The following is a 23,717-nucleotide window of genomic DNA, read 5'->3' on the forward strand; positions in this document are numbered from 1 at the left end:
CTCCAGTATTTTGCTATTATTGAGGGTGTCTTGGGATATACATATACAGGAATATGAAAACTACTTAAAGTTAGAGCGTTCCTTGAGTGTCAATTCAGTTGATGCTTACATCCGTGATGTAGTTAAATTCAGGCAGTTTTTGGGTATAGCAGACAAAGAAGATTTAGACCCGTTGTCTGTTTCAATTATTGAATTACAGGATTTTATTGAATGGATCAACGACTTAGGAATGAGCGCTTTTTCTCAGGCTCGGATTATTTCTGGATTGAAATCGTTTTATAAATTTCTACTTTACGAAGGTGTGCTGAATGTAGACCCGACCGAATTGTTAGAGGCGCCGAAACTGGGTCGAAAGTTGCCAGATACGCTTAGCGTTGAGGAAATAGATCAGCTTTTCGAGGCTATCGATCACTCTACTCCTGAAGGAACAAGAAATCGAGCTATGCTTGAAACGCTTTATAGTTCTGGGTTAAGGGTCAGTGAATTGGTGGGTTTAAAAACAGCCAACGTACATTTTGAAGTGGGTTTCTTACGTGTATTTGGTAAAGGGAGTAAAGAAAGACTTGTCCCAATCGGTAAAACGGCGCTAAAGCACATCCAGCTCTACAGAGAAACAATCAGAAATCACTTAGATGTAAAACCTGGGCACGAAAGCATTCTATTTTTAAACAGAAGGGGCAGGCAACTGACCAGACAAATGGTGTTTACCATCATACGCGATCTTGTGGCAAGGGCTGGCATTCAAAAGACAATTAGCCCACATACATTCAGGCACTCATTTGCCACTCATTTAATTGAAGGTGGTGCTGATTTAAGGGCTGTGCAAGAAATGCTAGGGCACGAATCGATTACTACAACCGAAATCTATACCCATTTGGATCGTGATTATCTTCGTCAAGTGATTCAAGAATTTCACCCGAGAAGTTGATTAAAGCCAACGCTTCCGTTTGAAGTATAAAATCATGCCGACTGCGACCGTTACTATTACTGCCCAGAAAATTGGGTAGGCATATCGGTAGCTTAATTCCGGAATAAATTCGAAGTTCATTCCATAAATACCAGCTAAAAAAGTAAGCGGTATAAATATCACCGAGAACACCGTAAGTACCTTCAACACATCATTTAGCTTGTTTGTCATATGAGTATGATATGTGTTCAGGTTGTCATTGATCGTTTCCCTGTATACCTCAATACTTTCTGCTACATAAGTGGTGTGTTCTAGTAAGTCTTTCAAGAAAGGACGTGTCTTCTTTTCTATCAAATCTGAATCAGACTTGTTTAAGGCGATTATCGCATCCTTTAATGGTCTTACATACCTTCTTAAAAGGTTAACTTCTTTCTTGACTAAGTTTATATCCGTTAGTATTTCCTTGTTTACTTCATCCAAAAGCAATATTTCCTGCTCATTAACTACCTCGCCATAAATTTCAATGATCGCGAGGTAATGGTCAATTACTACATCGAGTAAAGCATAGCCTAAATAGTCTGATTTTCTAGTTCTGATTCGTCCTTTGGACTTTTTAAGTCTATTTCGAACACCGTCAAATATATCACCCTCTTTTTCTTGGAAAGTGATAATAATACAATCGCCAACAACGATGCTCAATTGTTCTTTGATCACCTTGCCACTCGTGTTTCTGAGCATTTTAGTGGCAAACAAATAGTGGTCCTCGTGTTCGTCGAAAATAGGGCGTTGGTTAACGTCTAATACATCTTCTAAAACTAAGTTGTGAATGTTGAACTCTTCGCCAATCAGTTTAATCACTTCGGTATCGTGCAGGCCAACAACATTTAGCCAGGCAATTTTATCTGGCTTAACTACTTCCGATAATGCTGATGGTGTAATAGTACTTTGATCAAATTCTGATTCGTTGAATTGAATAAGTTCTAACTTGACTTCATCTATATGCTGATCACCTGTATAAATCAGGGAACCAGGCATTTGATTAAGCTGGTCGGCTGAATTTGATTCCTCAGCCTTCTTTTTGCCCTTTGTAAACCAGCGTTCTGTGCGGGAAAGGTATTTCAATTCCTTCAAGGTCGAATCGTTTTTTGATTGTCCTGTTAATATCGGTCTTTAATTCGAAAGCTAAAATTGGGTCTTTCGACCAAACCTGCGCTCTTAAATTCACACTAGAATCGCCGAAGTTGATTAGCCTGACAATCACAGCTGGGTCACCATTATCTTTTTCTTCTTGGCTTCTATTGTCTATGAAGTTTTTATGCGCCATAGCCTCTTCTTGAATTATTTTGATCGCTAGATCAACATCAGAATCATAGCTTATACCATAAAAGATATGATTCCTGACTTTTTCGTCAATCAAATTGTAGTTATGAATTGACTCAGCACTAATGACCGAATTTGGTATAACCAATCGCTTATTTTCAAAGTCTCTGATGACTGTATGACGCAGCGTTATATCTTCAACTGTACCAGTCGAGTGGTTACTCACCTGAACAATATCACCGACGCGAAAAGGCTTGAAAATGACAATAAAAATGCCGCTGATAATATTCGAAAACGCTGCTTGCGATGCAAAACCGATAATTGCCGCGAAGATACCTGCACTAGCAAAAAGTGTTACCCCAACCGTCTTGAGCTTTGGGATTACCATAAAGATAAATGCAATGGCTCCTAGGTAAATAATGAACCCAAGGGCGTTATTCAAGAACTTATACTGCGTGGGGTCTACCTTTAGGTCATCACTCGACTTTCTAATATATCGGTTCAAAAATGCCCTTAATATCTTAAGGAGAATAAAGGCACATATCAATACCGCTAAGGCAAAAAAAGTATAGTTGAGCGCCTGGCTGCTCGTTAGTTCGAAAGCTTTAAGAATATCTTTCATAGCTTCAAAATTACTCAATAGGATAATATGCCGATCATTTCCTGCCCAAAGAATTACTCCTTTCAAGTATAAGCTCTATTTTTGCCAAAAATCTCCCCATTGTACAAGAGTATCATTCGCCCCTTCCTGTTTACGAAAAATGCAGAATCAGCTCATTATTTTGCCTTTCGTTGGATTAAAAGACTATTTAAATTTCCAGGCGCTCGGTCAATCGCCGAAGGTTTATATGACTACAACGCCCCAAGCTTAGTTTCGGAGTGTTTTGGTCTAGAATTTAAGAACCCCGTGGGATTAGCGGCTGGCTTTGATAAAGATGCTAAAATATCTGATGAGCTATCATCTTTCGGTTTTGGGTTCATAGAAATTGGTACAATTACACCAAAACCTCAAGAGGGCAACCCAAAACCAAGGCTTTTTAGATTGCCAGATGATAAAAGCTTGATTAACCGAATGGGCTTCAATAATGAAGGCCTAGATGCCGCGATAGAGCGTTTAAAGCATCGAAAATCAGATGTGTTAATTGGAGGAAACATCGGTAAAAACAAAGTGACGCCAAATGAAGAGGCGGTTAATGATTACCTGACTTGTTTCAATGGACTTCATCCGTATGTGGATTATTTTGTGGTAAACGTAAGTTCGCCCAATACACCCAACCTAAGAGCTCTTCAAGAAAAAGAACCTCTAAAGCATATTTTAAATAGCCTTCAAGAAGCAGGCAAGAGCTTTTCAGACCATAAGCCGATTTTATTAAAAATAGCCCCAGATCTTTCAGAAGATCAATTGATGGATATCGTAGAGATTGTTAACGAAACCGGTATTGCTGGAGTCATTGCTACCAACACTACGATTTCAAGGTCGGGTTTAAAAACTCCGAGCCAGACTATTGAGGAGATAGGGGCAGGTGGTTTAAGTGGCAAGGCAGTCAAGAATCGATCTACTGAGGTGATTTCCTTCTTACATAAAAAATCTAATGGTAGTTTTCCAATCATTGGTGTAGGAGGGATTCAAACGGCAGAAGATGCTATCGAAAAACTAAAAGCAGGGGCAAGCTTGGTACAAGTATACACTGGTTTTATTTACGAAGGACCTGGCATGGTAAAGCGAATAAATAAAGGTGTTGCCCAGTGGAAAGAAAACGGGCAGTGACTTCGTTTGTAGAATAATAGTCTCAGTTAATTAATTTCGATTAAATTCGTATAAACAGGTTTTAGATTTTTAAATGGCCAAAAACACGTATAAGTCCAATACATTCAAGTCTAGTAGCAAAGCAAAAAGGCCCAAGAAGAAACTATCTTTCAGTTTAAATATCCCTTTTTTAAAAGATCGACGTTTTTTGCTCTCAGTCGGGTTCTTTTTATTGTTATCTGCGGTATTCATTTTTCTAGCCTGTGTTAGTTATCTATTTACCGGAAAAGTAGACCAAAGTGTAGTAGAAGCTTTTTTTAGCCAAGATGAAACCGTAAAATCACTAGGACAAGAAGCGGCCAACTGGATGAAGCTAGTGGGTGCCTTAGTTTCGCATAAACTAATATTTTCTTGGTTTGGTATTTCTGCTTTTTTGATACCACCTCTCTTATTCATTTTTGGTTATCGAATAGTCTGGGGAAAAGCTTTAGTGAAACTCTCAAGGGCTGTTGCCTTTGTGTCGTTCTTCCTGATTTGGTTAAGCCTTTTGATGGGTTCGATGATAAAAGGAGATACTTCGGTATCAGAGTGGAGCTTTTATAGTGGCGGTTTAGGCTATGAACTTTCAATTTTCTTTGACAATTTATTAGGCTTCGGAACAATCCTATTCCTAGCATTCACCTTACTGGTTTTTGTAATTTTCTTCTTCAACATCACCGAAATCTTATCCCTCAAGAAATCCTCGGTAGAAGATGCTGTCGCAGGTACCGACGAAGCGTCCGACGTTATACCAACAGTGGATATAGCCAATGATAGCACAACTGAGCTGAATGAAGCAGTAGCAGAAGAATCAGTTGATCCTGAAGAAGAGCTGAAAGAATGGGTTGTTTCTTTGAAAGAGGAAAAAGAGCAAGAGAAGGCGACTGAGGCTCCGGAAACACCAGTTATGGTTGAAGAAACCATCGAATTGGATGCTACACCACCCCAACCAATTGAAAAGAAGCCCGAGAAGGAGTTGGAATTAGAAGTTGAGCCAATTAACCAACCAATCGCCAAGCCAGCGGAAAAAGGGCCAAGTTTTGAGGTTGAGATAAATGAAGCAGCTGAAGAGCTAGTGAAAAAGGCAGGTCACTACGACCCAACTTTGGATTTGCCGAAGTTTAAGTTTCCGAGTATCGACTCCTTGAAAGAGTACTCTACTGGTAAGATTTCGGTAACCAAGGAGGAACTTCAAGCCAACAAAGACAAAATCGTAGAGACCCTAACCAATTTTAAGATTGGTATTTCTAGCATTAAAGCGACAATTGGCCCAACAGTTACCTTGTATGAGATTGTACCTGAAGCGGGTGTTAAAATCTCGAAGATTAAGAATTTGGAAGATGATATAGCCTTGAGTTTAGCAGCGCTTGGGATTAGGATCATCGCGCCGATCCCTGGTAAGGGAACAATCGGTATAGAGGTGCCGAATAAGAATAAGGAAATGGTTTCCATGAAATCGGTTATATCTACCGATAAATTCATGAATTCGGATATGGCGTTACCCGTGGCTCTAGGGAAGACCATTTCAAATGATGTGTTTATCACAGACTTGGCCAAAATGCCTCATTTACTAATGGCCGGTGCTACTGGTCAAGGTAAATCTGTCGGGTTAAATGTGATTTTGGCTTCGCTGCTTTATAAGAAGCATCCATCGCAACTCAAATTTGTACTGGTTGATCCTAAAAAGGTAGAATTAACCCTATTCAATAAAATTGAGCGACATTATTTGGCAAAGCTTCCTGATAATGAAGAGCCCATCATTACAGACACTAAAAAGGTTGTCAATACCCTGAACTCTCTGTGTATTGAGATGGATCAGCGTTATGATCTATTGAAAGATGCAGCGTGTAGGAACATAAAAGAATACAACCAGAAATTCATCGATAGAAAGTTGAATCCTGAAAAAGGACACAAATTCTTGCCTTACATCGTCTTAGTGATAGATGAGCTGGCAGATTTGATGATGACAGCTGGAAAAGAGGTGGAAACACCAATTGCAAGGTTGGCCCAGTTGGCCCGTGCTATTGGTATTCATTTAGTAGTTGCCACGCAGCGGCCTTCCGTGAATGTTATTACAGGTATTATTAAAGCCAACTTCCCAGCACGATTATCGTTTAGGGTAACGTCCAAAGTGGATTCTAGAACAATTCTAGATGCTGGAGGTGCCGATCAGCTGATTGGGCAGGGTGATATGTTGCTTTCTTTAGGTTCCGATGTCATAAGATTGCAATGTGCATTTGTAGATACGCCAGAAGTAGACGAAATTTGCGACTTCATTGGGTCGCAGAAAGGCTATGAATCCGCGTATCTATTGCCAGAATTTACTGGTGATGAAGGAGATAGCGGCAAGGCCGATGTAGATTTGGCAGATCGAGATGCGCTGTTTGAAGAAGCAGCCAAATTGATCGTAATGCATCAGCAAGGTAGTACAAGTTTGATTCAGCGAAAATTGAAGTTGGGCTACAATAGAGCTGGTCGACTTATTGATCAATTGGAAGCTGCAGGAATTGTTGGCCCATTTGAAGGAAGTAAAGCACGTCAGGTACTCATACCTGACGAATATAGTTTGGAACAGTTATTGAATACTCTGGACGATAATTGATTCAAAGAGATTAGATAAGAAGATGAAGAGAATATTTTACGTGATGATTTTGGTGGTTATATCCGTAACCGTCAAAGGGCAAGGTGAAGCAAAATCTATCCTTGATAAAATGAGCGAGACATACAAGGCTATGCCAGGCTATGAAATCGCATTCGTACAAAGAGTAATCAGTGAGTCGGAAGTCATAGAAAGGCTGAGCGGTAGTGCTGCGGTGGCAAAAGAGAAGTTTGTACTTAAGTTTCAAGATCAGCATATCTATTGTAATGGCCCTGTTCTATGGACATACCTTGTCGAAACACAAGAACTAACGATCAGTAACTTTGAACCGGAAGAAGGAGCGATTAACCCAGCCAAGATTTACGACATCTACAAGGAAGGCTTTAATTTTGAGTATAAAAGACTGGACGAGGTAAATGGTGAGCCAGTACACGTGATCGAGTTGCTTTCAACCGATGAAGATGCTCCTTACCCTAAAATTTTGATGTATGTTGGACAAAAAGACTCTTATTTAAAAGCATGGGATTTAGTGGATTACGATGATGTAATATCTGCTTTTGAAGTCTCTAGTTTTAAACCTAATCAGACCTACAACGAAAAGTTTTTTGAGTTTGATGAAAAAGCTAATCCAGTTCAACATAAAGAGGATTTACGTAACGAATGAATCGACAAGAGCTCTTTGAGCAAATTCAGAAAAAGTCGTCCTATCTATGTGTTGGCTTAGATACTGACATAGAAAAAATCCCTTCCCATCTCTTAAAAGAAGAAGACCCAATCTTCGCTTTTAATAAACAAATAATTGATACTACAGCCGAGTATGCGGTAGCTTATAAGCCCAATATTGCGTTTTATGAAGCGCATGGGATTGCTGGTTGGGAAAGTTTACAAAAAACTATCGAGTACATCCCAGAAGATATCTTCATCGTAGCAGATGCTAAAAGAGGAGATATTGGTAATACGTCTAAGATGTATGCCAAGGCATTTTTTGAGCAAATGAACTGTGACTCTATTACAGTTGCGCCTTATATGGGAGAAGACTCTGTAAAACCCTTCTTAGCTTTTGAAGATAAGTGGGTCATCTTGCTTGCTCTTACGTCTAATGCTGGTGGAAAGGACTTTCAAAACTTGGAGTTAACCCAAGGTGGAGAACTTTATGAAGAAGTACTTAGAAAGAGCCAAGAGTGGGGGACACACGATCAACTCATGTATGTGGTTGGAGCTACCCGTGCTGAAGCCTTGATTAATATACGACAGATTGTACCAGATCATTTTCTCCTAGTTCCTGGTGTAGGTGCTCAAGGCGGTAGTTTAGAGGAAGTTTCAAAGTATGGAATGAATAGCACTTGTGGTTTACTCGTTAATTCTTCCCGAGGCATAATATATGCCGACGATACTTCAAACTTTGCGACAGTTGCAGGCGAAAAAGCCCGTGAACTACAGCAGCAAATGACCGATTATTTAAATAAATTTCTATAAATTCTGGGTGTAAACATATACACCCATGATACAAGAAGCATTTCTTCACTTTGTGTGGAAGAATCAATATTTTAATAAATCCAATTTAGTCACAGTTTCAGGAGCATCAGTCTCCATTCAGAAAATTGGCTTTCACAACCATCTTGCGGGTCCAGACTTTAAAGAAGCCCAACTCACTATAGATCAAATGCAATGGGCTGGTTCGGTAGAAATTCATATCAATTCATCCGATTGGCACAACCACAAGCACTCCAACGATCCGAACTATGGCAACGTCATCTTACATGTGGTTTATGAGTATGATAAAGAAGTCTTGAACCCTTCGGGGAAACCAATTCCTACGATCGCTTTAAAAGGTTTGATTAAACCCAAGCTTATCGATCGCTATCAGTTAATGCTTAAAAACACAGACAAAATCCCCTGCGGGACACAGTTGAAGAGTGTGAAAGTGGTCACCCGATTATCCATGCTTGAAAAAACGTTGATTAATCGGCTGGAGAAAAAGTCAAAAGCAGTGAATGAATTGCTCCTTGAGAATAACTACTCATGGGAAGAAACGGCTTATCAATGGTTGGCCAAAGGTTTTGGCTTTAAGGTAAACGCCGAGAATATGTTGCGGCTAGCCAGAACTGTCCCTTCGAAATTTCTAAGAAAACATAGTCAGCTTTATCAATATGAGGCACTACTTTTTGGTGCATCCGGTTTATTGAACATTGATGTGGTAGACGAATACCCTCAACAGTTAAAAAAGGAATATCTATACTTGAAAGCGAAGTATGATATTCAAGAGTCAATAACTTACAACCAGTGGAATTTTTCTGGGGTTAGGCCTTCTAATTTTCCGACAATTCGAATTGCCCAGTTTGCGGCAATGCTCTGCGAATTTCAGAATCTTTTCAGTCTTTTTACAGAGTTCACTGAGCCAAAGTCACTAATAGATAAGTTGATAATGAGACAACCTGATTATTGGATAGATCATGTGGTTATAGACAAAAAAAGTAAAATGATTACCGGCCCAATGACCAAACAAGCCAAAGTCAACTTATTGATTAATACGACGGTGCCTTTACTTGTGGCCTATGCAAAACATCAGGATAAATATGAATACATGGAAAAAGCTATGAATCTACTCATGGCCTTACCCAAAGAATCGAATAGAATCACAGCGTTATGGACAGAACACGGTTGGAATGTTTCTTCAGCATTTGATAGTCAAGGGCTGATAGAATTGTACAACACCTTTTGTAGTGGCAACCGCTGCATCGACTGTAACATTGGCGCAGAATTAGTAAGCCGATAAATGAACCTTAGTGCTTAAATAGCTTCAAAAGCATTATCTTTGCAGTTCAATTGCAAAGTGAATGGAAAACCCTGTAATTATTTTTGGTGCAAACGCACTTGGCCAAGCAGCTAAAGAGATTTTTGAGAGCAACGACATCATCGTTTATGGTTACCTCGATGATAATGAAGAACTGCATGGCAATGAGCTCGGCGAATTATCGGTTCTTGGCAGAACTGACGATGACGGACATTTAAAGCTTATTGGTAAGAAATGCGAGGGATTTATCGCAGTAGATGATCGTGCACTTAGAAAAGGGATTGTAAAGCTTTTAAAAGAGCGAAGAAAGAAAATGCCGGTTAACGCCATTCACAGCAATACAGAAATTGCTCCTACAGCCCACATAGGACACGGTGAATTTATCAATAGCGGTGTTGTTATTGGTGCAAATGCAAAAATTGGAGACCATTGCATGATTAATAGTAACGCTTTGGTAGACTATAGTGCTCAATTAGGAGACCTTGTACAAGTAGGAGCTGGAGCAGTGGTGGGTGCAGAGGCGCAGATTGGCGAAAATGTATTTATCGGCTCGGGTGTGACAATAGTACCAGGAGTCAAAGTTGGAAAGAATGTAAGAATAGGTGCTGGTTCAGTGATTATTGCCGATGTGGGGGATGATAAAACCATGTTCGGAAATCCAGCAAAAGAAGTATAGAAACAATTTTTTAGTTATCGTATAACCACCCTACAAGCAATAGGGCAGGAATTATGGAAAAGGAATACTCAATATTACTGTATTACTGCTATGCCAAAATCGAGGATTTTGAGGCATACAGAGAAGAGCATCACTTGTTTTGCGTTGAAAATAACCTAAGAGGTAGAATTATTATCTCGCCTGAAGGGCTAAATGGAACAGTTTCCGGACTTAAAGAAGATTGTGAGGCTTATATGAAGTATGTCCATGCCGATGAGCGTTTTGGTCATACTGAATTCAAGGTTGAAGCTCATGATCGCATGGCTTTTGCCAAACTTCACGTGCGAGTGAAACCCGAAATAGTTCATTCAAGCCTAAGACACATCGATCCAAATATAGAGACTGGTACTTATGTTGAGCCTGAAGAATTTAGAGAGATATTAGAAAAGCAGGATGATGATACTGTAATCCTTGATGTCAGGAGTAATTATGAACATAAAGTAGGGAAGTTTAAGAATGCTCTGACTTTGGACATCGATAACTTCAGGGATTTTCCGCAAGAAGTGGAGCAATTAGAGCATCTTAAGAAAAAGAAAGTCATCACCTATTGTACCGGTGGGATTAAGTGTGAAAAGGCCAGTGCATATCTATTGGAACAAGGCTTTGAAAATGTTTACCAGCTCCATGGTGGCATTATTAAATATGGTCTAGAAGCTGAAGGAAAGGACTTTGAGGGCAAATGCTATGTGTTTGATAATAGGATTACAGCTGATGTAAATTCGGTTAACCCTTCTATTTTATCCAAATGTTTTATTTCGGGAGTGCCGACCGATCGAATGGTTAACTGTGCAAATCCTGAATGTAATGCGCATATCCCAATGTCAGAAGAAGCGGGTTGGTTAATGGATGGCTGTTGCTCAGAAGAATGCAGAAAAAATCCTGCCAGACGGCCGTATGATGGCACGGGTTACTATCAGAAAAATACTAATCACTATAACCCATTAAAAGGGGTGAAGAGAGACCCTGCTAAAATCGACTAATGGTACGTATCCCTGAGTCAGAACTGATTTTAACAGATGACGGTAGAGTTTATCACTTAAACTTATTGCCAGAAATGGTGGCCGATACCATCATCGTAGTCGGAGATCCAGATAGAGTACCGAAAGTAAGTCGTTATTTCGATCAAGTGGAACATCGCGTAAATAGCCGAGAGCTGGTTACGCATACGGGCAGTATTAGTGGAACTCGTTTATCAGTCATGAGCTCTGGAATGGGAACGGACAACGTCGAGTTGCTGATGACCGAGCTCGATGCTCTTGTCAATGTTAACCTGAAAACCAGAATGGTCAATAAGGAGCTCAAAGAATTGAGGATTATACGAATTGGAACATCTGGATGTCTCCAAGAGGATATTCCTATTGATGCACACTTGGTTTCTGAAGCCGCATTGGGATTAGATACGCTCATGAGCTTTTATGATTGGAAGTCTAATGAACGTATAAATGAATTTCTGGCTTCACTCAGAAATCAGTTGGATCTTAATTTTGATCCGTATTTGGCTGAAGCTTCAAGCGAATTATTAGCGTTATTTCAAACAGACTTCCATCGTGGCGTCACGATTACGGCTCCGGGTTTTTACGCACCACAAGGTAGGCAGGTGAGGTTGAAGCCAAGAATCGACGGCATGGTGGATAAGTTAGCACAGATGGAAACACCTTTCGGTCGTTTTACTAACCTCGAAATGGAAACTGCTGGTTATTACGCCATGGCAAAACTATTGGGTCATCAAATGATTAGCCTGAATGCCTTGATCGCCAATAGACCCAGGCAAGAGTTCTCAGAAAATCACGAGGCGGCCGTCGATCGGCTTATTCAGCGGGTGATTGAACGCCTTATTTAAAAACAATTCCCCGTCTTAGGCATTTGACTCTATTTCTTCTTTGGTTTTAGTTTGCCCTGAATTAACAAATTAAACTCAGTACACGTTAAAACCCCATTTGTTGAAAAGGGGCATACTTTGTAGAGCTTTTCCCCAAGTGGATCAATGGTTATAATCAAATCGTCTCCCTTACATACTGGGCAAGAGATCGGCTTATCATCACTACACTTAATTGTATTTTGGTAGAAGAATTTTTTGTTGACATCGGCAGAAGAAATTACACCACGGTTATCTCTAAAACCTTTTTCGGCCTTGTCTAGTAATAGAATAGTTTCCTTAGAAAATTGACCGGTGCTACCTTTCAATTCAAGGTATTTATTGAGCCAATCGATGCTCTGAGTATATTTTTTTAGGAATAATGAGTTCTTACCAAAATGAAAACAGAAGTCGGCAGGCAACACTTCAATAGCATCTAAAGCCCTCATAAAGTAAACATCCGCTTCGGTATATTTTTCCTGATCCATCATTACGACGGCTGAATCTATATTTAACCTAGGGTCCGCAGGGCGTTCCACGATTTGAGCTTGGGTCAGGCTCGCGGTGAGTAAGAAACTCAACAGAAGGAATTGCTTCATAAAACTTGGTCTGTTGCTAAATTAATAAAGTTTAGACACTAAAAAGCCCCGGATATACCGAGGCCATACATCTTAACAGTATTTAACGATGTTAGAATACTGGACCTGTTACCTATTTGCTACTTCTCTTTTTTTTAGGAAGCGCAATTTTCTTGCCTGCTATGCTGTAAATGCCAAGACCTGTGGCAATTACTGCAGCTGCTGTTATAAATAGTGTTTTCTTTTTCATCCCTTTTATTATGCTTACTCTTCTTATACGACAATCTATGTGCCAAGTTTGTTACACGTTAAATAAATTTTATTCTTTTTTATAGATCCTCCATTAGTTAACAACTGTAAGCTTCCTGACCCTTAAAGACTGTATTAGTACTTTGGATAAAATCCACTAGTCAATTATCGGTTTAGATATGTCCATTTCTTTTCTAATTTAAACGCCCAAGCATAAACCAAAACCCTTTATGAAGAAGACGTTTAAAATTTTAGGAATGATTGCCTTCTTAATGTCATTTCAAGGATTGTCGGCACAACAAGCTCCACCTGAGATTGACATTAGGATATATGATATCATTAATAATACTTCAGCCGATAGAATTGAAACTGACATTAGGCGCTTAGCCAATTTCGGAACACGAAATACTTTTTCCGACACAGTTTCTGAAACCAGAGGAATTGGTGCGGCTAGAAGATGGATTAAATCCGAATTCGAGAAGATTTCTGAAGAATGCGGTGGTTGCTTAGAGGTGTTTTATCAAAAGGATTTTGTGGAAAAAACACAAGGAAGCCGGGTACCACATAGCGCTTGGGTTGTAAATGTGGTGGCAGTGCTACGCGGTACCGATTATCCGAATTCCTATGTAATGATGTCTGGAGATATTGATTCTAGAGCATCAAATACGATGGATTATGAAATAGACGCACCGGGGGCTAATGATAACGCTTCTGGTATGGCCGGAGCACTTGAGGCCGCCCGTGTGATGACAAAATACAAGTTTAAGCATAGTGTGGCTTTTGTTGGTCTATCAGGTGAGGAGCAAGGTTTATTTGGTGGCCGAGGTTTAGCGAAATATGCCCAAGAGAATAATTGGGAGATCATAGGCGTATTAAACAACGACATGATTGGTAATATAGAAGGTGTTGATGGGGTGATCGATAACCGAACTTTCCGAATCTTTTCTGAACCAACGCCAGCTAATGAAACGGCACGCCAGCGGGGTGCTCGAAGATTCGCTGGAGGCGAAGTAGATGGTATTTCAAGGCAGCTCGCAAGATATATTCACGGGCAAGTAAAAACGTATATGCCTGAAATGAATCCGATGATGATTTATCGTTTAGATAGGTTCGGAAGAGGCGGCCATCATAGACCGTTCAATGATTTGGGTTTTGCAGGAGTAAGAATCATGGAAGCACATGAAAATTACAACCGTCAACATCAAAATATAAGAGAGGAAAATGGTATTAAGTATGGCGACGTAATTGAAGGGGTGAATTTTCCTTATGCCAAAAAGCTTACTGCGGTTAACGCCATTTCAATGGCAGGTTTGGCTTGGGCGCCACCAGCACCAAAGGATGTAAGAATTGGAGGCGCCGTTAGGCCATCCACTACGTTACAATGGGCTAAGTCTGATGACCCCAATATTGCGGGTTATAAGCTCTATTGGAGATTAACAACTTCCCCGACTTGGGATAATTTCAAATATGTTTCGGGAGTAAATGAGCATACCTTGGAGGGAATAGTGATTGATAATTACTATTTCGGAGTTTCCGCAGTTGGTAAAGATGGTAATGAATCGCCAGTGGTGTTTCCGGCACAACAAATCCGAAGAAGGAGATAGATTTTGATAAAGAGAGACAATAAAAAAGGGAGCTTAGGCTCCCTTTTTTATTGCTTAATCTATTCCATTAAAGGAAAAACCAATAGTCTTTCACTGGCCGTTTACCCCAAGATTCAAGTTGATCTTCAATTTGTTTTTTGCCTTCGGGAGAAGCCACTACGATCATTATTTGAGGAGCATCTAGATTTGGAATAATATCTAAATGCGCTGTTTGGATATCGTAAATATTTACTCCAACCTTACGCTCATTATCAGAAACCCAATGAAATTTACTTTCATAATTTAAGAGCGATTTAGCCATGTCTTTTCCATTTCGACCTGTACCCCAAAGCACAAGTGGTCTAGCCTGGTCTCTATCAATATCGTAGAAGTATCTAAGTTTCATCTCAAAATACCGATTGTCTTTATACTCCTCCCAAGTCCTAGAAATTCTATTCGATCGATCTCGCCAATAGTGTAAAACTTTATCTATCCCTTTGACCTTTAGGCCATGCTTATAAAACCGAAAACAGAGATCGTAATCTTCAGGGTAGACCTCTGGATTAAATCCATCAACAAGTTCAAAGTCATCGCGGTGAATGATCCAACAGTGGGATGGTATTACGCATTCTTGATATATTTCTTGGTAGTGTTTGCTTTCTTTGGCCACTTGATTTAGCCAATTCTCATACCTAAGAAATCCACCACCAACTTCTCCTTCATCCACAAAATGCTCAGTACCCCCAGCAATGATATTCCCTTTGCCATATTGCATCCACTCTCGCACAAGCGTATCGAGCTTATCAAAGGGCATTTTATCATCCGAGTCCATCCGGTTAATCAATTCTCCCTGAGCATATTGATACCCGTGTTTCAGAGTAGGGATAAGCTTTTTTCTTTCACTGTGAAAGACCCGTATTCGCCTATCTTTTTGTGCATAATACGTCAATATTTCAGGAGTAGCATCTGTTGAATGATCATTGATGGCAATCAGCTCCCAATTTTGGTAAGATTGAGCTAAAATTGAATCAAGACATTCCTCCAAATAAGGTGCAGTATCTTTAGCCGCCATGATTATAGAGACAAGTGGTAGCGCCTTATTTGAAGTTATATCATCTGGATAGGCCAAGTGTATTTTTATTGGTTAAGACTGATTCTCAATTATCGTCTATTTTGGAGATAGTGTCTAACCCAAACATGGAAATTTCTTTAAAATCATCATTAAAAATACTTTCCTGAATATCCTTAGAGTTGAGTTCTCCTGTAACGGAGCCATTGAATTTATTATCTTTGAAATCTCCAAGCATAATAAATTCGTTGTTCATCAGGAGTTTGGTATGTGACCCGGATGAGACATCATATTTTAAAAATACATCGCGCAAATCCAGGTTTACTAAATCACTTACTTTTTCTCTGTTAACGGTGAGTAGCTCGGGATTGAGTTCTATTCTAACATCTACTTTTTTCGAACTAATTACATCAGCTTTGTAAAGCACATCGTAAACGGCTCTCCTTAATTGCTTAAGTTTTTTTCGTGTAAGAATATTCCTTTTCCGAACACCTGACTTGTCAAATATCGAAGGGTTTTTGGACTGTTTGAATACGATATTATACTCCTCTTGGCCACCTTTTCCTCTAATAATTGGAGGTGCCGGGCGCGGTGGTGCATAAGGTTGAAAGAATGAACCACCAGTTCGTTTAGGCTCAGCTATAGGCGATACCGTTACTTGTCTTATCGACCTCAGTGTATCTGATTTTGTGGGAGAGCCATTGGTTATCTTTTCATCACTAAAAAGATCAAAGTCTTCGCCATTATCATAACCCTTAAATTGAATATCCATTGCTCTGCCAAGCGCACTTCCAGAAAATCCTTCCTCTGTAAAGTCACCGACCATGATGTATTTTTTGTCAACAACAATGCGTCTTTGTGGACTATATGAAACATTATACGACGCCAATAAGTCCTCATAACGCTTTATTTGAGGAGGCGTGAGGGTGTGGTGATTGATCTTCGGTTTTCGCTTGTTAAACTCTACAATAATAAAGTTGTAATTGCTCCGATTGAGTCCGTCCTGCTTCACATACTTAATCAACTTACTCTTAAGACTTCTTAATTGTGCACCTGTCAGTGAAATTGGCGATGTTTTCGTTGGGGAAGTATTGAATTGGACTGCCTGTCCCGCATCCAGATGATTCAAGCTAGGAATCAAAGAGCCAATTGATGATGTTGTATCATTTGGTTCCTCCTGACTCCTAGTAACCTGTGCAGGCTGAATATTTGCCTTTTTGTTAGGCTTACTCGGCGTTGTTTGTTGTTCATTGGGTGGTTCACCCTCTTTCGGTGCCGTGTCAACTGCTGACACTTCCTCTTGGGTAGTATCCGTATAAATGGTTTGTTCTTGTTCGACCTCTGGGACGTTTTGAGGAATCGGTTGGAGATTCTCTTCATTATTCGGAGTGCTAAAATAAAGTATCGCACTCGTGACCACTGTGATGACTGTTGTTGTCATGATAATTGAGTTTAAATTGAAATTTTGAAACCAGTTGTTCGTCGGGGGAGGGAGTGTCGGAATGCTGGCAATAAACTCCAAGACGACCTCTTTAGAGAGCTCCGTTGGCACCTGTTTTGCCTTTTCAAACATGCCTGAATTATCTATCGATTTCATAGCGTTATGGTTTGAATGGTTTCGAACAAATCGGAAACTTGGCTAGCCGATTCATCCGACATTAATGCAGCCAATTTTTTCCTTCCTCGACTAATTTTAGTCTTTACTGCGCCTTCGTTACTATTTTGAATCTCAGCGATTTCTCTCATACTAAACCCACTAATTTCAAAGAGGATAAGTGCCTCTTTTTGTTTTGTTGGAAGCTTATTGAGCATGCGATAGAGCACTTGGATATCCAGAATAGTTTCTGGCGATACACCTTGATCAGCGAGCCTTTCAGCATGTATGTCCGTCAGTTCTTGTTGTTTTTTTTGTTTTCTCCACAAGCTGATCGACCTATTGCGAGCGGCCTTAATCAAGTAATGTAAAAGCTGATCCTTATTTTCAATTTTCTCAAACTTATGGTAAGCTGTTACCAGTACATCTTGTACCAGATCTTGGACGTCCATTTTTCCATAAGCAAGGGAAGAGCAATAGCGTAAAAAACGATCGTGGCAGCCGTTATAGGCTATCATAAAATCATTTTGTTTGGAATTGCTCATATTCTAAAATAAGGATTCTTGCACCGATAGTCGCCTATGCCTACGAAAGGTTACATTGAACTGAATTATTTTTCTTAAGGCGTTAAAACAGCCATTGATTTCTGTAATTTCAAATTGATGTCTGGACTGTCACCAAAACGAAAGAGCTTTCTGCTCTCGTGGATTATTTATGTGATTATTTTTGTCATAGGTGGCACGCTTTATTATAACGTTGAGCGAGGGCTTTTAGGTGATACTTCTTTTTATCCTTCTACCACTAACCCATATGACCCGACTGCTTCTGGAATATCAATATTGCTGGGAAGCATATTCATGGGAGGACTGATCGGTTTTTGTGAACTGACTCTTTTCAGATTTCTTCTAAGTAACAAGAGCTTTGTCTTCAAATTGATGAGCAAGGTGCTGCTATATGCTGTGTTCCTTACAGCTTTCCTTCTCCTGCTGGCTCTGCCAATTAATGCTTCGGCTTTAGAGCTCCCCTTATTTCATCCAGATGTGCTAAAAACGGTGGGTGACTTTATTTCCAACTATGCATTTTGGAGTACCATGATCCATTGTGCCGCCTTTATTACGCTCTCTCTATTTATCAAGGAGATGATCGATAATATTGGAACGAGTCAAGTGGTGAACTTCTTTACCGGTAAATACCATACTTCTAAAGTTGAAACACGAGTTTTCATGTTTTTAGATATGAAAGACTCGACGAGCATTGCCGAAAAAATGGGGCATGAAAAATATTATCGGTTTCTTAACCGCTATTACCGAGATATGACCAGGTCGATCTTATCCACGGAAGCTGAGATATACCAATATATCGGTGACGAAATTGTCCTTTCTTGGGAAGGAGAAGAGGGGCTGGTAAAAGCAAATTGCCTTGCCTGTTTCTTCGGAATAAAGGAATCTGTTGAAAAGAATCGTGAATATTACCTCAAGAACTTCGGTGAAGTTCCAGTATTTAAGGCGGGTATTCATATAGGACAAGTGACACGCGGTGAAGTTGGCGTGTTGAAGAAAGAACTATTATTTACAGGTGATGCGATCAATGTAACTGCTCGGATTCAATCACTTTGCAATGAGCTTCAAAGTGAGCTGCTTATTTCTGAACATCTTTTGGATAAGATAGAACTGGGTGATCGGTACGATGCCACTCCAAAAGGATCATTTATACTTCGTGGTAGAGATCAAACAATCAATTTATTTAAGCTAAAACAAGCTTAAAAAGTCAATCTGAATGTTTTTTTAGGGCGACACTCGTTCATTTATTTGTTTTACAAACATAGATGTTATAGATTTGATCTATGTTTGTAAATCTAATGCCTGATCAATGAAAGGAACAAATATCGGTGAACTGGAAGAGTTAGTCCTTCTAGTTGTAGGTGTGCTCTATGAGGATGCTTATGGCGTATCAGTTTTGAAGGAAATTAAAGATCAGACTGGTCGAGAGGTTAATATCAGTGCTATTCATGCGGTGATGAACCGACTTGAAGATAAAGGTTTTCTACGGTCGGAGATGGGTGGGGCTTCTAAAACACGTGGTGGAAGAAGAAGGCGTAACTTTTATTTGACTTCTGCTGGGCGATCGACTTTGGATCAAGTGAGATCGGTGAGAGAAAGGCTTTATGGTCAACTAGCAAGCGCTACCTCATATCAGTTTTCATAAATGAGTCAGGAAGAGATTAATCCACCAAAGTGGGCTGACCGATTTCTGGGTTGGTACTGTAACCCAAAACTGCTGGAGCAAATCCAAGGAGATGTATACGAGCTGTTTTATTGGCGCTTAGAAGATAAAGGAGCCAGCCAAGCGAAAAGGTCATTCGTTTGGGACGTTGTGAGGCTCTTTAGGTGGGCAAACATTAAACGAAATTCAAGTCAAACTCAAAAATTAAACAACATTGCTATGTTCAAAAATTATTTTAAAATCGGTTTAAGGAATCTTTGGAAACAAAGAATGCCTTCAACAATCAATATTCTAGGGCTGTCTTTGGCTATTGGCTGCTGTCTGGTCGCCTTTCTCTACATCGAGTATCAAACTAATGTCGACGATTTTCATGAGAATGGTGACAATATCTACTTACTCACACATGATGCTTTTGTGGAAGGTGAGGACAGGAAATATGGTTATGTCTCTTGGGCGATTGCCGACCAAATAAAAGAGGAAATTACGGGCGTAAAGAACGTTTTAAAATTCAGACAGGGAGAAGTTAAACTCGTGGTCGAAGGCAAAAAACTCACGGATTATGCCGTCTTTACAGATGAAGGGTTTTTCACAACTTTTACTTACCAAGTAAAATACGGGGACTCTAAACCTCTAAGTAGCCCTAAAAAGATTGCCATTTCTGAGGAAACAGCCGCGTGGTATTTCAAGGATGAGTACCCAATAGGTAAAATCGTCAATATCACAATCCTGGGCGAGAGTAGGGATTTTGAGGTGGCTACAGTTTTTAAAAAGCCAGAAAGAAAGGGAAGCTTAAGACCTGATCTTGTCATTCATTTCGATTGGTATCGTTCTGGACGAGAGCTAAAGAATATCAATGCAAACACTTTTGTAGAATTAGAGGAAGGTGTTGACCGTGATCTGTTTGTAGCGAACCTACAGCCTTTAACCAAAGTACAGCAAGGCTTTGGTCATGAGAGAAAATATGAAGCACTAGCTATTGAACCGATCGTTACGATGGCGAAAAGCTCACGTTTCATTGAAGGTGGAGTGGGCATGATGCCGCCAAAAGCGCCTATGATTTTGTTGGCATGTATAGCAGGATTCATGTTAGTACTCGCTATGTCTAACTATATCAATATTGCCACTATGATGGCCACCAAACGGGTAAAAGAAATCGGAATTCGTAAGGTAATCGGTAGTAGAAGGTCGCAATTAGTCTTACAGTTTCTTTCCGAAAACCTGATTCTTTGCAGCTTGGCTCTGGTTATTGGTAGCTTATTGGCCATGGCGTTTTTCATTCCGAGTTTTAATCAGATTTCGGGCAGTACCTTAAAACTTCAGTTTTTTAGTCATTTCGCGCTCCAGAAATTTGCTGTAGCCTTGTTATTATTTTTAACCATTGCTTCCGGTACCTATCCGGCATTTTTCGTTTCTAAGTTTAAGCCAGTTAAAATTTTTAGAGGGTCAGAGAAAGTCAGTGGTAAACGTCGATTTACCATGGTTTTGCTCACTTTCCAGTTCGTTTTGGCCATTATTACGATAGTTGCTGGAATTTCAGCCGTTCAAAATAATTCCATGTATGCCGCAAAGGATTGGGGCTACGACCAAATGGACAAGCTCGTTATTGGCGTGTCGAAGGATAGGTTAAGCGCTTTTAGAGAAGATATTTTAAAGAACCCGAATGTTGTGGATGTCTCTGGAAGCTTTAACAGCCTAAACAGACATTGGGATTTTCGTGAGATGAAAGTGGGTGAGGAAGCTTTTCACGGTCAGTTTCTACAAAGCGCACCTGAGTATCCTGAGTTTATGAATATCCCACTAGTGGAGGGTAGGTATTTTAACAGGGAACTAAAAAGTGACCTTACAGGTAAGCTGCTCGTCAACGAAAAGTTTATGAAGATTTTTCAGTTAGACGATTTTACCAATCAAATGGTGACGATTGATGAAAAAGAATACCAGATCGTAGGGGTGCTAAAAGATTACTATTACAGCTCTTTTCAAGATGGAATTCAAGCTTCGGTTTTTACAGCAGTTCCTGATTCTTTACAGACAACTTTAACGGTGAAAACACGACCTGGAACCATTTTGGGCGTTCGAGAAGCCTTAAAGTCCAGTTGGGAAAAAGCTTATATCGATGAAACGTTCGTTTCTCATTTTCAATCGGAGGTGCGCGATGGTGAATTTGAGGACTTGAAGGGGCTGAAGAATGTATTGGTTTTCACCGCTACTATGGCTGTAATTCTGGCTGCTATGGGACTTTTCGGACTAGTTTCTTTAAATATATCCTCAAAGTTTAAAGAATTCGGAATTAAGAAAGTGCTCGGTGCATCGACCGTTACCTTGTTGAAAGGTGTTTATAAACAGTTTTCGTTTATCGTCGGGTTTGCGCTAGTGGCAGGCTGCTTTTTGGCAGTAAAAGTTGTAAGCATTTTACTGGATAGTGTTTACGGCGAACATGCGCCAATTGACTTGGTAAACCTTGTTTTAGCTTCTGTTTTATTGCTAAGCGTTTGTGTACTAACTATAAATATCCAGATGCGTCGTGTAAGACAAATGAATCCGTCAGACACGCTTAGAGTAGACTAATAAGGTTCATTGATAAAAAAGGGGAGATGATATCAGTCATCTCCCCTTTTTTGTTTCTAACCCAAATCAATTGGGTTTTACTTTTCTGACTACACCTAATGAAAGCCCTAAAACGATCAACAGTGCTAGAACAGCCAACGCATATATTTTTACATTTCCCGACCAAAATGAACTTTTAATGGTAGTGTCGGACTGCATATAGGTTTGCTTGTCTTTGTCTAGAATGAAGTTTAATTCACCTTGCGATGTTGGGACCCTTACATTGTTTTCTGTATGATGATATATTTCTGTAAAGCTCGAAATAGATAAGCGAAAGTCGTCATAAGCCCCCTTATAGCCATTGATTTGAAAACTCAACGTGGCATCATGTTCGGTCAGGTTAGTGGCGTAAAGGATAAAATCTACCTTATTATTGTTGATGTCTAATTGAACCGTTTTGTTGAAATAGTTTGCATAGTCAACAATGTAATCCTTCAGTCTGATCACAGCCGTATCCGATAAGTCGGGCTTTAATGACAGTATCAGATCAAAGGCGCTTTTCGGCGTTAAGTGAATTATCATTTCATTTGCCCCTTTTCCATAAGAAAACTGATAGCTAAACTGATCAGGGTCGTGTGCATTTGCTTTGTAGCTTACTATTCCAAAAATCAATATCGAGACGAGTAATCTGTGCGCGTACTTCATAATTTATTGATTGGTTCCGTTTCATCGTGATTACCACCTCTTCTAGGTGGAGGCCCGCCGGCACCTCGTTGAGGTCTTTGACCACCATTTCTGCCACCGCCTTTTCTAAGTTCATTGTTTGGAGTACCGCTAAAGCAAAGTGGTACTGACGGAAAGTTGTCAGTGACCACATAGTAGTATTCATTCGCGCTTTCTGGAGTTTTGCCCCAGCGTCCATTGCAAGCGTCTAATTCAGATAAATTCTGATCATATTTATAATCGCTAAAATACCTTCCGTTATGTGGGCCATCAGGTGCTGTGACGCCATCTCCACCACGATCGCCTTCTTTTAGTTTGTAGCCACTTTGGTGCTCTACCAATTCACCTTCGGAATTATACCCATACTTATAATAGATAGGGAAACCGTCAGATGCGTATCCGATTTTAACCATTTCAGATCCATCGATACCTTCATCGTCTACCAGCGCTGAAGGAGTTCCGTGATAATGATACTTTCCTGTTGGCTGCACGTGGGCATTGTTGCAATCCAACCCCAGGTTTTCAGTGGAGGTGAGTGTGGTGATGTTATATCTCGGATTCATTTGTCCAGTACTTCCTATGAACATTTCAGCCGTAAACGGGTCAATACTCACACCACTAAAAAGTACACCCGAATCAAACCCTTGAGCACTGGTTGTTTTAGTGGCTACTTTGGGGTTGAGCGGAATATTGAATGTGCCTTTTGAAACTTTAATTGTATTTGGGTTTCCAGGGTTAGGAAATTCACCTACCTGATGGTCGGCTATGCTATTGATGGTAATCTTTCTTAGTTGATTTTTTTCGTCGATGATTTCAGTATAAACACTTGAAACACCGAGTTTAGCTTCAATATCTACATTGCAATCGGAACCATCTAAATTGATAAAGAAGGTATTGCCACCTTGATTATCCGCCTCGGGGTTGTTTCTGCTGGCACCTCCAGCGCCAGGACCTCCAGGGCCTTGGCCGGGGCCATTACCACCTCTTTGGGGTGGTCCGAAACGTTGATCTCGATCAGTAGGAGCACCTTGAGAACCCTGATCTGGTTTTGTAGAAGAACAATCGCTCAGCACGATCACTACTAAGGAAAAAAATAGGAGTTTAATATTTTTCATGACTACACTTTTCATATAAGATGATAGGCGCGATGAAAACTTGCGGTTGATGATACGTTTTTC

Annotated in this window: 21 protein-coding genes; 13 read left to right on the forward strand and 8 right to left on the reverse strand. The window is 40.1% G+C overall.

Features of this window, described 5'->3' with window-relative positions:
* Positions 1-25: 25 nt before the first annotated feature.
* A complete protein-coding gene (xerD, locus tag BFP71_RS11415; RefSeq protein ID WP_069835595.1) occupies positions 26-928 on the forward strand; it encodes a site-specific tyrosine recombinase XerD in 903 nt (300 codons plus the stop codon).
* Here xerD and corA read toward each other — a convergent pair whose 3' ends face one another.
* Together corA and BFP71_RS11425 are read right to left on the reverse strand one after the other, a co-directional pair.
* Complete coding sequence (gene corA, locus BFP71_RS11420; protein WP_141719744.1) at positions 929-2,029, reverse strand: magnesium/cobalt transporter CorA; 1,101 nt, start codon at positions 2,027-2,029, stop codon at positions 929-931.
* Positions 1,974-2,915: a mechanosensitive ion channel family protein gene (locus tag BFP71_RS11425; RefSeq protein ID WP_245701840.1), complete on the reverse strand. Its 942-nt coding sequence runs from the start codon at positions 2,913-2,915 to the stop codon at positions 1,974-1,976. Before BFP71_RS11425 ends, corA begins: the two co-directional genes overlap by 56 nt.
* 33 nt (positions 2,916-2,948) lie before the next feature.
* Here BFP71_RS11425 and BFP71_RS11430 point away from each other — a divergent pair, with 33 nt between their 5' ends.
* The 8 genes from BFP71_RS11430 (at position 2,949) to BFP71_RS11465 (ending at position 11,961) form a co-directional block, all read left to right on the forward strand.
* Positions 2,949-3,995 (forward strand): quinone-dependent dihydroorotate dehydrogenase, encoded by a 1,047-nt coding sequence (locus BFP71_RS11430; protein ID WP_069835597.1) that lies wholly within the window; start codon positions 2,949-2,951, stop codon positions 3,993-3,995.
* Between the two features lie 73 nt (positions 3,996-4,068).
* Positions 4,069-6,615 carry an FtsK/SpoIIIE family DNA translocase gene (locus tag BFP71_RS11435; RefSeq protein ID WP_069835598.1) on the forward strand — a complete coding sequence of 849 codons (2,547 nt, stop codon included), beginning with the start codon at positions 4,069-4,071 and terminating at the stop codon, positions 6,613-6,615.
* 22 nt (positions 6,616-6,637) lie between these two features.
* Positions 6,638-7,276, forward strand: a complete 639-nt coding sequence (locus BFP71_RS11440; protein WP_069835599.1) for a LolA family protein — start codon at positions 6,638-6,640, stop codon at positions 7,274-7,276.
* Entirely contained in the window at positions 7,273-8,088 is an 816-nt protein-coding gene (gene pyrF / locus BFP71_RS11445; protein ID WP_069835600.1) for an orotidine-5'-phosphate decarboxylase, read from the forward strand. Before BFP71_RS11440 ends, pyrF begins: the two co-directional genes overlap by 4 nt.
* Positions 8,089-8,113: 25 nt before the next feature.
* Positions 8,114-9,388 carry a DUF2851 family protein gene (locus BFP71_RS11450; protein WP_088125006.1) on the forward strand — a complete coding sequence of 425 codons (1,275 nt, stop codon included), beginning with the start codon at positions 8,114-8,116 and terminating at the stop codon, positions 9,386-9,388.
* A gap of 61 nt (positions 9,389-9,449) precedes the next feature.
* Positions 9,450-10,082 carry a NeuD/PglB/VioB family sugar acetyltransferase gene (locus tag BFP71_RS11455; RefSeq protein WP_069835601.1) on the forward strand — a complete coding sequence of 211 codons (633 nt, stop codon included), beginning with the start codon at positions 9,450-9,452 and terminating at the stop codon, positions 10,080-10,082.
* 53 nt (positions 10,083-10,135) lie between these two features.
* Complete coding sequence (gene trhO, locus BFP71_RS11460; protein WP_069835602.1) at positions 10,136-11,101, forward strand: oxygen-dependent tRNA uridine(34) hydroxylase TrhO; 966 nt, start codon at positions 10,136-10,138, stop codon at positions 11,099-11,101.
* A complete protein-coding gene (locus tag BFP71_RS11465) occupies positions 11,101-11,961 on the forward strand; it encodes a nucleoside phosphorylase (RefSeq protein WP_069835603.1) in 861 nt (286 codons plus the stop codon). The genes trhO and BFP71_RS11465 overlap by 1 nt, the downstream gene beginning before the upstream one ends.
* 29 nt (positions 11,962-11,990) lie before the next feature.
* Here BFP71_RS11465 and BFP71_RS11470 read toward each other — a convergent pair whose 3' ends face one another.
* Complete coding sequence (locus BFP71_RS11470; RefSeq protein WP_069835604.1) at positions 11,991-12,575, reverse strand: hypothetical protein; 585 nt, start codon at positions 12,573-12,575, stop codon at positions 11,991-11,993.
* Positions 12,576-13,033: 458 nt separating this feature from the next.
* On the opposite strand from BFP71_RS11470, the gene BFP71_RS11475 reads away from it, so the two are divergent.
* On the forward strand, positions 13,034-14,407 hold the full coding sequence (locus BFP71_RS11475) for a M28 family peptidase (protein ID WP_069835605.1): 1,374 nt from the start codon (positions 13,034-13,036) through the stop codon (positions 14,405-14,407).
* Between the two features lie 67 nt (positions 14,408-14,474).
* Here the strand turns inward: BFP71_RS11475 and BFP71_RS11480 are convergent, their stop codons facing one another.
* The 3 genes from BFP71_RS11480 to BFP71_RS11490 form a co-directional block, all read right to left on the reverse strand.
* A complete protein-coding gene (locus BFP71_RS11480) occupies positions 14,475-15,458 on the reverse strand; it encodes a glycosyltransferase family 2 protein (protein WP_069837057.1) in 984 nt (327 codons plus the stop codon).
* A gap of 85 nt (positions 15,459-15,543) precedes the next feature.
* Complete coding sequence (locus tag BFP71_RS11485; RefSeq protein WP_069835606.1) at positions 15,544-17,052, reverse strand: hypothetical protein; 1,509 nt, start codon at positions 17,050-17,052, stop codon at positions 15,544-15,546.
* The gene (locus tag BFP71_RS11490) at positions 17,049-17,594 is read right to left on the reverse strand and encodes an RNA polymerase sigma factor (RefSeq protein WP_069835607.1); all 546 of its coding nucleotides are present in this window, start codon (positions 17,592-17,594) and stop codon (positions 17,049-17,051) included. Before BFP71_RS11490 ends, BFP71_RS11485 begins: the two co-directional genes overlap by 4 nt.
* Before the next feature lie 117 nt (positions 17,595-17,711).
* On the opposite strand from BFP71_RS11490, the gene BFP71_RS11495 reads away from it, so the two are divergent.
* The 3 genes from BFP71_RS11495 to BFP71_RS11505 all read left to right on the forward strand — a co-directional run bounded on the left by BFP71_RS11495 (position 17,712) and on the right by BFP71_RS11505 (position 21,837).
* Positions 17,712-18,812 (forward strand): adenylate/guanylate cyclase domain-containing protein, encoded by a 1,101-nt coding sequence (locus BFP71_RS11495; protein WP_069835608.1) that lies wholly within the window; start codon positions 17,712-17,714, stop codon positions 18,810-18,812.
* 106 nt (positions 18,813-18,918) lie between these two features.
* Entirely contained in the window at positions 18,919-19,254 is a 336-nt protein-coding gene (locus tag BFP71_RS11500) for a PadR family transcriptional regulator (protein ID WP_069835609.1), read from the forward strand.
* The gene (locus BFP71_RS11505) at positions 19,255-21,837 is read left to right on the forward strand and encodes an ABC transporter permease (RefSeq protein ID WP_069835610.1); all 2,583 of its coding nucleotides are present in this window, start codon (positions 19,255-19,257) and stop codon (positions 21,835-21,837) included.
* A gap of 66 nt (positions 21,838-21,903) precedes the next feature.
* On the opposite strand, the gene BFP71_RS11510 is transcribed toward BFP71_RS11505, so the two are convergent.
* Both BFP71_RS11510 and BFP71_RS11515 read right to left on the reverse strand, forming a co-directional pair.
* Positions 21,904-22,521, reverse strand: a complete 618-nt coding sequence (locus tag BFP71_RS11510; RefSeq protein ID WP_141719745.1) for a hypothetical protein — start codon at positions 22,519-22,521, stop codon at positions 21,904-21,906.
* Entirely contained in the window at positions 22,518-23,654 is a 1,137-nt protein-coding gene (locus tag BFP71_RS11515; protein ID WP_176723356.1) for a YHYH protein, read from the reverse strand. The genes BFP71_RS11510 and BFP71_RS11515 overlap by 4 nt, the downstream gene beginning before the upstream one ends.
* Between the last annotated feature and the right edge of the window lie 63 nt (positions 23,655-23,717).

It is taken from the genome of Roseivirga misakiensis, assembly GCF_001747105.1.
GTDB lineage: Bacteria > Bacteroidota > Bacteroidia > Cytophagales > Cyclobacteriaceae > Roseivirga > Roseivirga misakiensis.